At 71.9% G+C, this 15,224-nt stretch carries 14 protein-coding genes and 3 pseudogenes; 10 read left to right on the top strand and 7 right to left on the bottom strand.

All coding sequences use genetic code 11. The features are described 5' to 3' along the window. Positions 1 to 84 precede the first annotated feature (84 nt). Positions 85 to 390, bottom strand: coding sequence for a hypothetical protein (locus ACIBG6_RS05605; protein WP_399221262.1), 306 nt, complete (start codon positions 388 to 390; stop codon positions 85 to 87). A 187-nt stretch (positions 391 to 577) separates the two neighbouring features. Here ACIBG6_RS05605 and ACIBG6_RS05600 point away from each other — a divergent pair, with 187 nt between their 5' ends. From ACIBG6_RS05600 to ACIBG6_RS05580, 5 genes and pseudogenes are all read left to right on the top strand, one after another. Then, positions 578 to 841: a hypothetical protein gene (locus ACIBG6_RS05600; protein WP_399221261.1), complete on the top strand. Its 264-nt coding sequence runs from the start codon at positions 578 to 580 to the stop codon at positions 839 to 841. After that, the gene (locus tag ACIBG6_RS05595) at positions 838 to 1,215 is read left to right on the top strand and encodes a hypothetical protein (RefSeq protein ID WP_399221260.1); all 378 of its coding nucleotides are present in this window, start codon (positions 838 to 840) and stop codon (positions 1,213 to 1,215) included. Before ACIBG6_RS05600 ends, ACIBG6_RS05595 begins: the two co-directional genes overlap by 4 nt. Positions 1,216 to 1,564: 349 nt before the next feature. Beyond that, positions 1,565 to 1,839, top strand: a pseudogene (locus ACIBG6_RS05590) (AMP-binding protein); the annotation flags it as partial. A 2-nt stretch (positions 1,840 to 1,841) separates the two neighbouring features. Then, complete coding sequence (locus ACIBG6_RS05585; RefSeq protein WP_399221259.1) at positions 1,842 to 2,546, top strand: transposase family protein; 705 nt, start codon at positions 1,842 to 1,844, stop codon at positions 2,544 to 2,546. 246 nt (positions 2,547 to 2,792) lie between these two features. Beyond that, positions 2,793 to 4,053: pseudogene (locus ACIBG6_RS05580) on the top strand (IS110 family transposase). A gap of 98 nt (positions 4,054 to 4,151) precedes the next feature. Here the strand turns inward: ACIBG6_RS05580 and ACIBG6_RS05575 are convergent. Further along, positions 4,152 to 4,240 (bottom strand): annotated as a pseudogene (locus ACIBG6_RS05575) (IS5/IS1182 family transposase); the annotation flags it as partial. Between the two features lie 194 nt (positions 4,241 to 4,434). On the opposite strand from ACIBG6_RS05575, the gene ACIBG6_RS05570 reads away from it, so the two are divergent. Continuing rightward, positions 4,435 to 5,628 (top strand): MFS transporter, encoded by a 1,194-nt coding sequence (locus tag ACIBG6_RS05570; RefSeq protein WP_399221258.1) that lies wholly within the window; start codon positions 4,435 to 4,437, stop codon positions 5,626 to 5,628. A gap of 10 nt (positions 5,629 to 5,638) precedes the next feature. Here the strand turns inward: ACIBG6_RS05570 and ACIBG6_RS05565 are convergent, their stop codons facing one another. The 5 genes from ACIBG6_RS05565 to ACIBG6_RS05545 form a co-directional block, all read right to left on the bottom strand. Beyond that, entirely contained in the window at positions 5,639 to 6,718 is a 1,080-nt protein-coding gene (locus ACIBG6_RS05565; RefSeq protein WP_399221257.1) for an acyl-CoA dehydrogenase family protein, read from the bottom strand. Next, complete coding sequence (locus ACIBG6_RS05560; protein WP_399221256.1) at positions 6,715 to 8,118, bottom strand: MFS transporter; 1,404 nt, start codon at positions 8,116 to 8,118, stop codon at positions 6,715 to 6,717. Before ACIBG6_RS05560 ends, ACIBG6_RS05565 begins: the two co-directional genes overlap by 4 nt. Positions 8,119 to 8,302: 184 nt before the next feature. After that, a complete protein-coding gene (locus ACIBG6_RS05555) occupies positions 8,303 to 9,295 on the bottom strand; it encodes an acyl-CoA dehydrogenase family protein (RefSeq protein ID WP_399221939.1) in 993 nt (330 codons plus the stop codon). Next, entirely contained in the window at positions 9,295 to 10,464 is a 1,170-nt protein-coding gene (locus ACIBG6_RS05550) for an acyl-CoA dehydrogenase family protein (protein WP_399221255.1), read from the bottom strand. Before ACIBG6_RS05550 ends, ACIBG6_RS05555 begins: the two co-directional genes overlap by 1 nt. Then, positions 10,464 to 11,375, bottom strand: coding sequence for an enoyl-CoA hydratase (locus ACIBG6_RS05545; RefSeq protein ID WP_399221254.1), 912 nt, complete (start codon positions 11,373 to 11,375; stop codon positions 10,464 to 10,466). The genes ACIBG6_RS05550 and ACIBG6_RS05545 overlap by 1 nt, the downstream gene beginning before the upstream one ends. Before the next feature lie 45 nt (positions 11,376 to 11,420). Between ACIBG6_RS05545 and ACIBG6_RS05540 the strand changes: the two genes are divergently transcribed. From ACIBG6_RS05540 to ACIBG6_RS05525, 4 genes are read left to right on the top strand one after another with little or no spacing between them, the layout of a single operon-like run. Continuing rightward, complete coding sequence (locus tag ACIBG6_RS05540) at positions 11,421 to 12,587, top strand: acyl-CoA dehydrogenase family protein (RefSeq protein WP_399221253.1); 1,167 nt, start codon at positions 11,421 to 11,423, stop codon at positions 12,585 to 12,587. Continuing rightward, a complete protein-coding gene (locus ACIBG6_RS05535; protein ID WP_399221252.1) occupies positions 12,584 to 13,372 on the top strand; it encodes an SDR family oxidoreductase in 789 nt (262 codons plus the stop codon). Before ACIBG6_RS05540 ends, ACIBG6_RS05535 begins: the two co-directional genes overlap by 4 nt. A gap of 42 nt (positions 13,373 to 13,414) precedes the next feature. Continuing rightward, a complete protein-coding gene (locus ACIBG6_RS05530; RefSeq protein WP_399221251.1) occupies positions 13,415 to 14,023 on the top strand; it encodes a TetR/AcrR family transcriptional regulator in 609 nt (202 codons plus the stop codon). Between the two features lie 20 nt (positions 14,024 to 14,043). Further along, positions 14,044 to 15,201, top strand: coding sequence for an acetyl-CoA C-acetyltransferase (locus ACIBG6_RS05525; RefSeq protein ID WP_399221250.1), 1,158 nt, complete (start codon positions 14,044 to 14,046; stop codon positions 15,199 to 15,201). Positions 15,202 to 15,224 lie beyond the last annotated feature (23 nt).

Here is a 15,224-nt window from a genome sequence, read left to right as displayed (position 1 = left end):
GCCGAGAAGATCGGCGAGGTGCCGGGCAACCACAGCCCGCTGTTCGCCCCCGACCCGTCGGTACTCGTGCCGGTGTGCCGATCTTCAGGCACGCCTGGACCAGGGGGCGGCGGGGGAGACGACTGGGGAGGCGTAGTGGACGATCACCAAGTCGAGCGCGGGGAAGCGCACGCGGCGGGGGTAGCCGTCGGGGACGCCGGAGACGATGGTCGGGGCGACGGCTTCCGGCACGATCTGGCTGTCGCCGATCGCACCGCCGCAGCGGATCATCCCGCCGAGGCGGGCCAGGTCGCGGGCGGTGGCGCTGAATCCGCCGCAGGCGACCTCGGATCCCTCCGTGTCGAGGAGGTAGTACGCGTCCTCCTCGGCGCCGATGCAGGACCAGACCATCTCGGACAGCAGGGCCGAGGTGGTGGTGCCGGTGACACGGCGCAGGGCCTCGACGTTGCCGTTCTCGTAGCGGAAACCGGTTCCCGGCTTGCCGGTCGCCTGTGCGGTGGCGAGGACAGCGAAGTAGAGCTGGGCTTCGAGTGACCTTGTCGTACGGGCGGCCCGCGTAACTCATCTGCGTGCCCATGTGGAGGAGGTGGTCGAGGAGGGGCCGCTGGCCCCGCCCGTGGGCCGCCGCGCGAACACCCCGGACGGCGGACCCGGACGCGCGGAGGTGCCACTGCGGTCCGTCTTCCTCTCCGGCACGTTCGTCACGGCGGCCCTGGGCGCGTTCGCGGCCTACTGGGTGATGAGCGCCAAGCTCACATGGCCGCCCTGCGCGGCACGGGTGGAAGGCTGCCCGTCGGGGCTGGTGCCGGGCTGCTGCTGGTGGCCTCATCAGCTGCGGTGACCGTGTTCGCGACCGCCACCGCACTCTGGGTCAAGGTGCCGATGATGTTCGGCCCGATGGCTCTCGCCCTGGTCATGATCGCTGTCGCGCAGACCGCGATCGCCCGGATCACGCCGCCCTCCCCGCGCGGTGTCGTGCTCGGCGCCCTGGTGGCGGTCTTCGCTCTGGGCGGGATCCTGTCGCCCCTGGTCCTGGGGTGGGTCGTGGACATCGCGGCGACGGCGACGATCGGCTATCGGAACGGCTGGCTCGTCACGGCGGCGCTGCTGCTGGTCACCGGCCTCCTGGCGGCCCTGTTCATGCGCCCCGAGAAGGACGCCCGGCGCCTCGGCGTCCCGGAGTCCCCGGCCACGGGCGTTCCCGTCAGCCACTGAGGAAGCGCCTTGCCACGCCGGCAGCGATGACAGGGCGCGCGGCGATGGAGCGGGGACGGTCGACGGCGAACGGGCCCCTGGCCAGGAGTCTCCGGGATGAGGCCGACCCGTTCACGGCCCTGGGGAGAGCGATCCGTTCACGCCCCGGGTGAGCCAGGCGGTCAAGGGCGGGGTTGTTCGCGGGAACAGCCCGCGCACGGCTTCCTGTGCGCTCGACCCGCTCCGCCGGGAAACGCTTGTCCGCCACCGCGTGATCACGGTGAGGTGGTCCTGTTCGCCGCTCCGGGACCGACGTCGGAGGCAGGCGACCGTTCCGCATGCTTTCCTCCCCCGTCTCTGGAGTGCTCCTATGACCCTGTCGCTCGCCGCCGTTCTGGCCGAGGCCGCCCGCCGTCATCCCGACCGCGTCGCGGTGGTGGACGGCGGTACGCGGATCACCTACGGGCGGCTGTGGGCCGAGGCGCTGGCACAGGCGGGGGCCCTGCGCGGCCTGGGTGTCGGTCCCGGGGACCGGTGGCGCTCATGATGCCCAACTGCGTCGGTTTCCCGCGGAGTTACTAAGCAATCCTGGCCGCCGGCGCGGTCGTCGTGCCGGTCCATCTGCTCCTGACGGCCGACGAGGTCGCGTGACCGGGCGGCTGAAGGCCAGGCGGCAGGAGATCGGGACACGGTGGCGGCGTCTTCCCGCCTCGCGACAGGCCCTGCTCGCCTTGGCCCACCTGCGGTGCGGTGACACCTATGCCCAGCTGGCCGCCGGGTTCGGCATCGGGATCGCGACCATCTACCGCTGCATACGTGAAGCCGTCGTGGCCCTGTCCGCCCTCGCACCGTCCCTGGCCGAGGCGATGCGGACGATCCGGGAGAAGGCGTTCGTCATCCTCGACGGAACCCTGTTGCCGATCGACCGCATCGCCGCCGACACCCCCTACTACTCCGGGAAACACAAGCGCCACGGCATGAACGTGCAGGTCCTCACCGATCCGTTCGGACGCCTGCTCTGGGCCTCGTCGGCGCTGCCCGGCTCGACTCACGACCTGACCGCCGTGCGACACCACGGGATCATCGAAGCCCTCACCGAAGCAGGACTCAAATGCTGGGCGGACAAGGCGTATCAAGGCGCTGGCGGACCCGTCCGCGTACCGTTTCGGGGCCGGCGCCTCAAGCAGTGGAAGCGCCGTCACAACACCACCCACGCCAAGATCCGCTGCCTCGGCGAGCAGGCCATGGCCACCCTCAAGGGGTGGCGCCTCCTGCGGAAGCACCGCTGCAGCACCAACCGAATCACCGACATCGTGAAGGCCGTCCTCGTCCTTCACCACGCATCAGCGTGAGGTTGGAAAGCGCTCAGTCCGGCTGCGGCTCTGAGTCGGTTGGCTGTTCGTAGTCCGAGCCGGTTGCGCGGATCACCTCTCAGCTCTGCCTTGAGCCTTCAGCTCTGACGCGGACCGAGGGCCGCGTGACTCGCTGGGGTTGCGAACGGCTGGTGGGATGACGTGCCTTGAGCACTTCCATTAGGGAGCACGCGCACCCTGCACAGGCTCTGACCTGGTAAGAGAGTCGTCACGAAGGAGGACCGAATGGAGATCACCGGGTTACCGACGCCAGTGTTCTGCGGGGTGGACTGGGCCGAAGATCACCACGACGTCGCACTTGTCGATGCGGGTGGACAGCAGCTCGCCAAGGTGCGGATCAGCGACGATGCCGCAGGGCTTGCCCAGCTCACGGCTCTGCTGACCGAGCACGGCGACAGCAAGGAAATGCCTATTCCAGTGGCGATCGAGACGTCACGCGGACTGCTTGTCGCCTGTCTGCGGGCCACCGGACGACTGGTCTTCGCGATCAATCCGCTGTCGGTCGCCGGCTTCCGCGACCGCCACTCCGTCGCCCGCAAGAAGTCGGACGCCATCGACGCCGCCGCCCTGGCCAACATCCTGCGAACCGACATGGCCGCCCACCGGCCACTGCCGGCGGACTCCGAGCTAGTCCAGGCCATCGCCGTGCTCGCCCGGGCCCAGCAAGACGCCGTCTGGGCCCGAGGCCAGGCCCACAACAAGCTTCGTTCCCAGGTCAGGGAGTTCTATCCTGCGATCCTCGACGCCTTTGCCCAGCACAAGCACGGCCTGCGCTCAAGGGAAGCCCGCAGCATCCTGGCTGCAGCACCGACCCCGCCATGGCCGCGAAGCTGACCCGGAGGCGTCTGCAGTCTCTGCTCAAGCAGGCCGGCCGCGTCCGCGGCATCCAGGGCGAAGCCGAACGGCTCCACGAGGTCTTCAGCCGCGACTACCTCCACCAGCTCCCGCAGGTCGAGACGGCTCTCGGACATCAGACTTCCGCTCTGCTCAGGCAGCTGGACACCGCCTGCGACAACGCCGACCAGCTCGAAGAAGCCGTCACGCAGGCCTTCGAGGAGCATCCGGACGCGCCGGTCATCCGCAGCTTTCCGGGTCTCGCCGCACTGACCGGCGCCCGGGTCCTGGCGGAGATCGGCGACGACCGCACCCGCTTCGCCACCGCCGGATCCCTCAAGGCCTACGCGGGAAGCGCCCCCGTCACCAGGGCAGTGGCAAGAGCTGCAAGGTCATGAGCCGGAAGGTCAAGAACCAGAGACTGGCCGCCGTCGGCTACGTCTGGGCATTCGGCGCTCTCGCCCGGTCGCCAGGCGCCCGAGCCCACTACGACCGCCGACGAGCAGCCGGCGACCGTCACGTCGCAGCACAGCGGAACCTCTTCAACCTGTTCATGGGCATGCTGTTCCACTGCCTCCAGAACGGTCACGCCTACGACGAAGCAGTCGCTTTCCCACAGGCCTCAGCAGGCCTCAAGGCAGCGGCAGCTTGACGCTTATCCGCGTGGGATGTTTTGTCCGCGATGACCGCGTCGGGCCTGCGGCGGCGCCGGCCGGCGCCGGTCCGGGGCACCCTCCCGACGGATTCGTCCCGGACCCGGACCAACACCCCGTTGATCACCTGCCGGTGATCCCGCCACGGCCGACTCGCCCATCAACACCCGGCAGCAGAGGCGCTATCCGCTCTCACGCCACATCCGTCAGCTCGCCACGACCCACCACAAGATCAATTATCAGACAGGTCCTCGGCCGCGTCCGGCCTCGCACCGGGGTGTCGTCCGGCCCCTCCGCTCCGGGGCGGGCCGGGTGACGCCCTTGTGGTTTTCGCAGGTCGTGTCGGTGTCGCGGCGTCCGTCGGGGTTACGGTCGGCGCCATGGAAGGTGAACGTCAGGGCTGGCTCCGCTGTCTGCTCGCCGGTGCCGTGTTCGTCGTGTGCATGGCCGGCACCACGCTGCCGACGCCGCTCTATCCCCTCTACCAGGAGAAGTTCGGGTTCTCCGAACTGACGGTGACCGTCGTGTACGCCGTGTACGCCTTCGGGGTCATCGGCGTCCTGCTCCTGGCCGGCAACGCCTCGGACACGATCGGCAGGCGGCCGACGCTGCTCTGGGGCCTGGGGTTCTCCGCGGCGAGCGCGATCTGCTTCCTCTGCGCGAGCACTGTGGACTGGCTGTACGCGGGCCGGCTCCTGTCGGGTCTGTCAGCCGGCCTGTTCACCGGCGCCGCCACCGCGTACGTCATGGAGTTGGCCCCGCCCGGCGGCGCGTCCAGGGCGACGTTCGTGGCGACCGCCGCCAACATGGGAGGGCTGGGCTGTGGCCCGCTGCTCGCCGGCCTGCTCGCGGAGTACGCCCCCGAGCCGCTGCTCCTGCCGTTCGCCGTGCACCTCGGCCTCGTGGCACTGAGCGTGGGCGTGGTGCTGTGGCTTCCGGAGACCGTGCGGGAGCGCCGGCCGCTGACCGCCGTACGGCCGCGGCGGCCCGGCCTCCCGGCCCAGGTGAGAGCGGTGTTCGTGCCGGCGGCGATCGCGTCCTTCGTGGGCTTCGCGCTCTTCGGCGTGTTCACCTCGGTCAGCCCCGCTTTCCTCGCCCGTTTCCTGCACGTGGACAACCACGCCGTGAGCGGCCTGGTCGTGGCCCTGGCCTTCTTCGCCTCCACCGCCGGACAGCTGGCCGTCGACCGTGTCGGGGTGGCGCGGTCCCTGCCGCTGGGCTGCGTCGTGCTCTTCGCCGGCCTCGCCCTCCTCGGGGCGGCCCTCTACACCGACCTCCTGGTGTTCGTCGTCCTGTCGGCCGTGGTCGGCGGTGTCGGACAGGGCCTCGCCTTCCGCGCGGCACTGTCGTCCGTCGCCGCGGCGGCTCCGGAGGACCGGCGGGCCGCGGTGATCTCGACCCTCTTCGTGGTCGCCTACACGGGAATCTCGATCCCGGTGATCGGCGTGGGACTCCTGGCCGACCCGCTCGGACTCGAAGGGGCGGGACTCGTCTTCATCGCGTGCATGCTGGTGCTCGTCGCCTCCGCCGCCGCGTACCTTGTCCGGAGGCCCGTACGGGCCGGTAGCCGCTGACCGCTCGCGGTCACCGCGTGGCCGCCGCCAGGCCCAGACCGGCCGCCAGACGCGCGCGGTGCCACGCCGGCGGGCCGAAGAGCTGGGACGAGCCGTGCGCGCGCTTGAAATAGCGGTGGGCGTCGTGTTCCCACGTGATGCCGATGCCGCCGTGCAGCTGGATCATCTCGCCCGCCACCGCCGAGAACGCCTCCGAGCAGGCGGACTTGGCGGCGGCCGCGCAGCGCGCCGCGTCCGGCGCCCCCTCGGCCACCGCGAACGCGGCCCCGAGCGCGACCGAACGCGCCGACTCCACCAGGACGTACGCGTCCGCGAGCCGGTGCTTGACCGCCTGGAACGAACCGATGGGCCGGCCGAACTGGACGCGCTCCCCGGCGTAGGCGACGGTGAGTTCCAGGCAGCGCGCGGCGGCGCCGACCTGCTCGGCGGCGAGCGCCACGCAGGCCAGGTCGAGGACGTGCCGCAGCACCCGCCCGCCGTCGCCCTCCGCACCGACCAGCCGGCCCTCCGCCCCGGCGAGGGCCAGGCGGGCCTGCCCCCGGGTCGAGTCCATCGTCACCGCCGGCGTACGGTCCACGCCCGCACCGTCCCGGGACACCTCGAAGAGCGAGACACCCGCTTCCGTACGGGCGGGCACGAGCAGCAGCTCCGCGCGGGCGCCGTCGAGGACGTGCTCCTTGACCCCGGTGATCCGCCAGCCACCGCCGGGCCCGGGGACGGCCTCGGCCCGTACCGCCGCCGGGTCCCAGGACCCGTTCTCGGCCCAGGCCAGAGCCCCCACCACGGCGCCCGAGGCCAGTCCCGGCAGCAGTTCCGCGCACACCGCCGTGTCGCCCGAGGCGAGCAGCGCCTGCACCACGAGCACGGCCGAGCCGAGGTACGGCACGGGGGACAGCTCCCGCCCCAGCTCCTCCATCACCACGTGGACCTCGCGGGCCCCGCAGCCCGCGCCGCCGTACTCCTCGGGGACGGCGAGCCCGGCGACGCCGATCTGCTCCGTCAGCGGACGCCAGGCCGCGTCCCCCGCATGACGGCCGAGCAGCGCCCGTACAGCGGACCGCAGTTCGTCCTGTTCCTCCGTCAGCCTCATGCGCTCTGCTCCTTTCCGAACGGTTCGACACGACTCGGTGCCGCTGAGGTGGTGCGGGTGGCGGCCGGATCCTCCTCCGACAGATCCCGGCCCCGGGTCTCGGCGGTGCGCCAGATGGCCAGCGCCGTCACGAGGCCGCAGACGAGCGCCAGCAGCGCGAGGGGCGCGCTCCGCGCTTCGCCCGAGGCGGAGAGCAGGCTGCTCGCGAACAAGGGGGTGAACCCGCCGCCGATCAGCGCGGCCAGCTGATAGCCGAGGGAGGCCCCGGTGTAGCGGACGCGGGTGCCGAACATCTCGGAGAGCAGCGGGCCCAGCGGCGCGTACATCGCGGACTGCACCACCTGGCCGATGACCATGCCGAGGACGAGCAGCGCGGGGGACCGGGCGTCGACCAGGGCGTAGACGGGGAAGGCGAGCAGGACGACCCCCGCGGCGCCGCCCAGGACGACGGCCCGGCGGCCCACGCGGTCGGAGAGCGCGGAGAAGAGCGGAATGGTCACCAGACCCGTGACCGAGGTGAAGACGAGGCCCGTCATCACTTCGGAGGTGGCGTACCCGATGGCCGTCGCGTAGGTGAGCATGTACGTGCTGATCAGTGCCGTCAGGGCGAAGGGGCCGATGCCCACGGCACACGCGAGCACGAGGTTCCGGGGCTTGCGCAGCACCTGCGCCAGCGGCACGCCGGGTTCCTTGCCAGCCTCGTCCGCCCGCGCCGCCTGGCGGAACAGCGGGCTCTCCGTGATGCTCACGCGCACGTACAGGCCGACGGCGAGGAGCACCGCGCTGAACAGGAACGGGACGCGCCAGCCCCAGGAGAGGAAGGACTCGCGGGGCAGCAGCGTGGTCAGGGTGACCGCGACCGTGGAGAGCAGGAAGCCGATCGGCGACCCCATCTGCATCACCCCGCTCCACAGGCCGCGGCGCCGCGGGTCGGCATGCTCGACGACCATGAGCGTCGCGCCGGCCCATTCCCCGCCGATCGCGATGCCCTGCACGACGCGGAGGAGGACGAGGAGGACGGGCGCGGCGATGCCGATCGTGTCGTACGTCGGCAGGAGTCCGATCAGGAGGCTCGCCACACCCATGAGCACCATCGTCAGGACGAGCATCGACTTGCGGCCGAGCCGGTCGCCGAAGTGCCCGAAGACGGCGCCGCCGAGCGGCCGCGCCACGTAGCCGGCGGCCAGCGTCCCGAAGGCGGCGATCGTGGCGACGGTGGGATCGGAGTCCGGGAAGAACAGCGGGCCGAACACGAGCGCGGCCATCGTGCCGTACAGCAGGAAGTCGTAGTACTCGATGACGGTGCCGAGCAGGCTCGACAGCGCGACTCTGCGCAGCAGGGCGGGGTCCGACGGTCTCCCGGGAGAGTTCGGGGAGTACGGGGACGGTGCGGAGGACATGGGGCTCCCGGGTGCGGTGGGGAAGCGGGGGATCGGTGAGCGGCGATCGGTGAGCGGCGATCGGCGATCGGTGAGTGGCGATCGATGCGCGGGGACCTGCTAGCGGGCGATCGGTGAGGTGTCGGACATCCCGTACGAGGCTCGCTCTCCCGGGTGGGTGGTCCGGGCGAGCGAGCCGGCGGCGTCAGGGCGCGAGGACGCGGGCGCGGCACGCGGCGGGGGTGCCCCAGGCCTCGCGCAGGGGACGGGCCTTGCGGATCCACAGGGACAGGTCCAGCTCGTCCGTGTAGCCGACGGCGCCGTGCAGTTGCAGGGCGGCGCGGGCGGCGGCGTAGGCGGCGTCGCCCGCCGCGACCTTTGCCGCGGCGATCTCGTGCCCGGCTTCCGCGCCGTCCGCCCGCGCCAGGGCCAGCGCGGCCGAGTGGAGCAGGGGCCGAGCGAACTCCAGGGCGATGAGCGTGTCGGCCAGGCGGTGCTTCACCGCCTGGAACGAGCCGATGGCGACTCCGAACTGGGTGCGCTGCTTGACGTACGCCACGGTCCGGTCGAGCAGCGCGCGGCCGAGGCCGAGCGCCTGGGCGGCGGTGACCAGGGCCGCGACGTCGGCGGCGTGCGCGGCGGCCGCGGTCACCTCGGGGCCCCTGGCCAGGACGGTGCCGCCGAGGGGGCGGGCCAGTCGGCGCGCGGGGTCGGCGGACGGCTGGACGGGCCCGGCGTCCTCCGTCAGGAGCACGGTGTCGCCCTCGACGACGAGCACGGCGTCGGTCGCGTCCGGGTCCAGGGCGTAGGGGCTTCCGACGGCCGGCACGCACAGGGAGACGACCGCCTTGCCGGAGGCGATGCGCGGCAGCCACGCCGCAGCCGCCTCGTGGTCGCCGAGACGGTCGAGGAGCGCGGCCGCGGCGACCGTCTCGACGAGCGGGCCGGGAACGGCGTGGCGGCCCAACTCGGTGAAGGCCACGACCAGTTCCACCGGCAGCGGGCCGAGTCCTTCGTACGGTTCCGGTACGGCGAGGGCGAAGACTCCCGCCTCCGCGAGCCGGGACCAGAGCGCACGGCCCGGCGCGGTGTCACCGGCGGCCCAGGCCCGTACGGCCCCGGGGGTGTCGGACGCGGTGAGCATGGCGTCGAGCGAGCGGGCGAACTCCCGCTGCTCGTCGTCGAGGAGGAACCGCATCACCGGCGTCCCTTCGGCAGGCCGAGCAGGCGCTCGGCGATGATGTCGCGCTGGATCTCGTTGGTGCCCGCGTAGATCGGCCCGGCGAGGGAGAACGTGTGGCCCTCGGCCCAACTGCCGTGGGCGGGAGCGTCCGTGGCCTCGTCGGACAGTTCGCCGTAGGGGCCGAGCACGTCGAGCGCGGTCTCGTGGAGCGCGATGTCGAGTTCGGACCAGAAGACCTTGTTGAGGCTGGACTCGGCGCCGAGCGACTCTCCCGCGGCGATCCGGGAGGCGTTGGCGTAGGTGAACAACCGGTAGGCCCGCGCTCCGATGACCGCGTCGGCGACCCGGTCGCGCAGGGCGGTGTCGGACGGGTCGGCGCCCTCCCGCCACAGGTCGGCCAGCCGCTCGGCGGCGGCCGTGAACCGTCCGGGGCTGCGCAGCGTGAGCCCGCGCTCGTTGCCCGCCGTGCTCATGGCGACCCGCCAGCCCTGGCCCGGTGCGCCGATCACGTCCTCGTCGGGCACGAAGACGTCGTCGAGGAAGAGTTCGGCGAAGGCGGGCTTGCCGTCGAGCCGCCCGATGGGCCGTACGGTCACCCCGTCCGCGTCCAGCGGGAACATCAGATAGGTCAGGCCCTGGTGCGGCTTGGCGGCCGCCGGGTCGCTGCGGAAGAGGCCGAAGGCGCGGTCGGCGAAGGCCGCCCGCGACGACCAGGTCTTCTGGCCGCTCAGAAGCCAGCCGCCCTCCGTGCGGACGGCGGTGGAGCGCAGGCTCGCGAGGTCCGAGCCGGACTCCGGTTCGGACCAGGCCTGGGCCCAGATGACCTCGCCGGAGGCCATGGAGGGGAGGATCCGGGCGCGCTGCTCGTCGGTGCCGTGCTCGAAGAGGGTGGGGGCGAGGAGGTTGATGCCGTTCTGGCTCACCCGGCCGGGTGAGCCAGCCGCGAAGTACTCCTCCTCGAAGATCAGCCACCGGAGGATCGACGCGCCCCTGCCCCCGTACTCCTCGGGCCAGGAGACCACCGACCAACGGTCCGCGAAGAGGGTCCGCTCCCATTCCCGGTGGGCCGCGAAGCCCTCTTCCGTCTCCAGGGAGGGCAGGGGGGTGGTGGGCGCGTGGGTGGTGAGCCAGGCGCGGGCCTCGGCCCGGAAGGCGTCCTCCGCCGTGGTGAAGTCGAGGTCCATCAGGCTCCCGCCGCCTTCATCGCGTGGATGTCCATGCCGCCCAGGGAGTCCGGGGCGGTCTCCGCGTTGTGCGCGTGGGCGAGGTGGTGCAGTCCGAACACCGAGTCCATGCCGGTGTGCATGCCCTGGAGGTCCTCGGCCTGGTTGACCGCGCGCTTGGTCAGGGCCAGGCCCATGCGCGGCATCTCGGCGATCCTGGCGGCCAACTCCATGGTCCGGTCGGTCAGTTCCTCGCGCGGGACGACGCGGTTGATCATGCCGACCTCGTACGCGCGACGGGCGCTCATCCGGTCGCCGGTGTACAGGAACTCCTTCGCGATGCGCGGGGGCATCACCCACGGGTGGGCGAAGTACTCGACGCCGGGGATGCCCATGCGGACGACCGGGTCGGCGAAGAACGCGTCCTCGGAGGCGACGATCAGGTCGCACACCCAGGCGAGCATCAGGCCGCCCGCGACGCAGGCGCCCTGGACGGACGCGATCATGGGCTTGGGCAGTTCGCGCCAGCGCCGGCACATGCCCAGATAGACCTCGGACTCCCGGGCGAAGCGGCTCTCCGCGCCCTCCTTGTCCGAGTGGTCCCACCAGAGCCCGGCCCTTCGGTCGAACGGCAGGTGCGCGTCACGTTCCGGCGTGCCGATGTCGTGACCGGCGGAGAAGTGCTTCCCCGCCCCGGCGAGCACGACGACCTTGACCTCGCTGTCGCCGGCCGCGCGGTAGAAGGCCTCGTCCAGGGCGTATGTCATCGCGGAGTTCTGGGCGTTGCGGTAATCGGGCCGGTCCATGGTGACCACGGCGACGGGGCCGAGGCGGGCGTATCGGACAGGCGACGTGGCCGTCGAAGTCGTCGTGGATGTGGACGTCGATGTGACCGTCGATGTGGACGTGGATGCGGTGCGGGCAGCGGACATCCGCCCTCCTTCCCTAACAAGTGTTTGGTAGGTTAACGTACGGCCATGAGCAACGTCGAGGAGTTCCGCGCAGAGTTCCGCAGCTGGCTGCGCTCCCACCTCACCGGCGAGTTCGCCGCCCTGCGCGGCCGCGGAGGACCCGGTCGGGAGCATGAGGCCCATGCCGAACGCCTCGCCTGGGAGCGGCACATGGCCGCCGAGGGATGGACCTGCGTCGGCTGGCCGAAGGAGTACGGCGGCCGGGGAGCGACCCTGGAACAGCAGGTCGCCTTCCACGAGGAGTACGCCCTCGCCGACGCCCCCGCCCGCGTCGGCCACATCGGCGAACAGCTCCTCGGGCCCACCCTCATCGCCTTCGGCACGCCCGAGCAGCGCGAGCGCTTCCTCCCGCCGATCGTCGCCGTCGAGGAACTGTGGTGCCAGGGCTACAGCGAGCCGGACGCGGGATCGGACCTGGCCAACGTCCGGACCCGGGCCGAACGGGACGGCGGGGAGTGGGTGGTCACCGGCCAGAAGATCTGGACGTCACAGGCGCACGAGTCCGACTGGTGCTTCGTCGTCGCCCGCACCGAAGCCGGCTCGGTCCGCCACCAAGGCCTGTCCTATCTGCTCGTCCCGCTGCGCCGGCCCGGTGTCGACATCCGGCCGATCGTCCAGCTGACCGGCACCTCGGAGTTCAACGAGGTGTTCTTCGACGGGGCCAGGACGGACGCGGCGAACGTCGTCGGCGCCCCGGGCGAGGGCTGGAAGGTGGCCATGGCCACGCTCGGCTTCGAGCGGGGCGTCTCCACCCTCGGCCAGCAGGTCGGCTTCCGCCGCGAACTGGAAGCCGTCATCGACCTGGCACGCCGCAACGGCGCGGCCACGGACCCGCTGATCCGCGACCGCGTCGCCCGGGCCTGGATCGGCCTGGAGACCATCCGGTTCAACGCCCTGCGCATGCTCGGCGGCGTCGCGGCCGGGGCCCCCGGCCCTGAAGCGTCCATCGGCAAGATCTTCTGGGCCACCTGGCACCGCGAATTGGGCGAACTCGCCATGGACGTCTGCGGCGCCGGCGGCATGCTGGCGGCCGGCGAACCGTACGACCTCACCGACTGGCAGCGGCTCTACCTCTTCTCCCGCTCCGACACCATCTACGCCGGATCCAACGAGATCCAGCGGAACATCATCGCCGAGCGCGTCCTCGGCCTGCCCAAGGAGGTCCGCCCGTGACCCGCACACCACCCCCCTACGTCCCGGGGCACGGGCTGCTCGCCGACCGGAGCGCCGTGGTGACCGCCGCGGCCGGCGCCGGTATCGGCGGCGCCACCGCGCGGCGGCTCCTGGAGGAGGGCGCGCGGGTCGTCCTCTCGGACGCCCACGCCCGCCGGCTGAAGGAGTCCGAGGCCGAACTGGCCGCGGAGTTCGGCGCCGACCGCGTCGCCGCCCTGCCCTGCGACGTCACCGACGAGGCCCAGGTCGCCGCCCTCCTCGACCTCGCCGAGGAGCGCCACGGGCGCCTCGACATCCTCGTCAACAACGCCGGTCTGGGCGGCACCGCCGACCTCGTCGACATGACCGACGACCAATGGGACAAGGTCCTCGACGTCACCCTCAACGGCACCTTCCGCTGCACCCGCGCTGCACTCCGCCGCCTGAAGGCGGCGGGCAGCGGCGGCGTCGTCGTCAACAACGCCTCCGTGGTCGGCTGGCGGGCCCAGAAGGGCCAGGCCCACTACGCCGCCGCCAAGGCCGGCGTCATGGCGCTCACCCGCTGCGCCGCCCTGGAGGCCGCCGAGTACGGAGTACGGGTCAACGCCGTCTCCCCGAGCCTGGCCATGCACCCCCACCTGGCGAAGGTCACCACGCCCGAGCTCCTGGAAGAACTGACCGCCCGCGAGGCGTTCGGGCGGTACGCCGAGCCGTGGGAGGTGGCCAACGTGATCGTGTTCCTGGCCAGCGGCTACTCCTCGTACCTGACCGGTGAGGTCGTCTCGGTCAGCAGCCAGCATCCGTGAGCCGACCATGACCGGCTGCCGGAGAGCAGGAGGAAGAGCGTGGTGAGCGCGGCACCCGAGCGGCGCCACGAACTCCTCGCCACCGCCGCCGAGGTGTTCGCCGCCCAGGGCTACAACGCCACCACCGTCCGCAAGATCGCCGACGCGGCGGGCATCCTCGCCGGCAGCCTCTACTACCACTTCGACTCCAAGGAGTCGATGCTCGACGAGATCCTCTCCGGCTTCCTGAACGAGCTGTGGGGCAGGTACGACGCCGTACTCGCCGCCGGACTCGGCCCCAGGGAGACCATCGAGGCCCTCGTCACCGAGTCCTTCCGGGAGATCGACCGGCATCGCGCCGCCGTCGCCATCTACCAGAAGGAGTCCCGGCACCTGCGGGAGCAGCCGCGCTTCGGCTATCTCGACGACTCGCAGCAGAGGTTCGAGAAGGCCTGGCTCGGCACCCTGGAGCGCGGCGTGACCGCCGGGGTGTTCCGCGCCGACCTCGACGTCCGCCTCACCTACCGCTTCGTGCGCGACACCGTCTGGGTCGCCGCGTCCTGGTACCGGCCCGGCGGACAGCACAGCCCGGAGGAGATCGCCCGCCAGTACCTGTCCATGGTGCTGGAGGGCGTCGCACTCCGTACGGACATCCATGACATGAACGCGTGAGACAGGAAAGAGGAGCGGCCATGGCCGAGGCATACATCATCGAAGCGGTGCGCACCCCCGTCGGCAGGCGGAACGGCGGGCTCGCCGCCGTCCACCCCGCCGACCTCGGCGCCCACGTCCTGAAGGCACTGATGGAGCGCGCGGGCGCCGACCCCGCCGCCGTCGAGGACGTCGTCTTCGGCTGCCTCGACACCGTCGGCCCGCAGGCCGGCGACATCGCCCGCACCGCCTGGCTGGCCGCCGGCCTGCCCGAGGAGGTGCCGGGCGTGACCGTCGACCGGCAGTGCGGATCCTCCCAGCAGGCCCTGCACTTCGCCGCGCAGGGAGTCCTGTCCGGCACCCAGGACCTGGTGGTCGCGGGCGGCGTGCAGAACATGTCCCTGGTCCCCATCGCCTTCGCCAGCCGCCAGGCCGCCGCGCCGCTCGGACTGACCGACGGCCCGTACGCCGGCTCCGAGGGCTGGCGGGCCCGGTACGGCGACCAGCCGGTCAACCAGTTCCACGGCGCCGAGCTCATCGCCACCAAGTGGGGCATCTCCCGCCGGGACATGGAGGAGTTCGCCCTGCGCTCGCACCAGCGGGCCGCCCGCGCCATCGACGAGGGCCGCTTCGACCGGGAGATCGTGGCGTACGGCGACGTGACCACCGACGAGGGCCCGCGTCGCGACACCACACTGGAGAAGATGGCGGGCCTGAACCCGGTGGTCGAGGGCGGCCGGCTGACCGCCGCGGTCTCCTCCCAGGTCTCCGACGGAGCCTCGGCGATGCTGATCGCCTCGGAGCGGGCCGTACGGGAGCACGGCCTGACGCCGCGCGCCCGCGTCCACCACCTGTCCGTACGGGGCGAGGACCCGATCCGCATGCTGTCCGCGCCGATCCCGGCTACGGCGTACGCGCTGAAGAAGGCCGGGATGACGCTCGACGACATCGACCTGGTGGAGATCAACGAGGCCTTCGCCTCGGTCGTCCTCGCCTGGCTGAAGGAGACCGGCGCGGACCCGGACAAGGTCAACGTCAACGGCGGGGCCATCGCCCTCGGCCACCCGCTCGGCGCGACCGGCACCAAACTCACGACCACCCTCCTGCACGAGCTGGAGCGCACCGGCGGCCGCTACGGCCTGCAGACGATGTGCGAGGGCGGCGGTCAGGCCAACGTCACCATCATCGAGCGCCTCTGACCGACGGCCTCCGTAGGCGACAG

Source organism: Streptomyces sp. NPDC050842 (genome assembly GCF_044456565.1).
Taxonomy (GTDB): domain Bacteria; phylum Actinomycetota; class Actinomycetes; order Streptomycetales; family Streptomycetaceae; genus Streptomyces.
The sequence above is the reverse complement of the archived record's forward strand: the minus strand, read 5'-3'. Positions and strand labels throughout refer to the sequence as shown.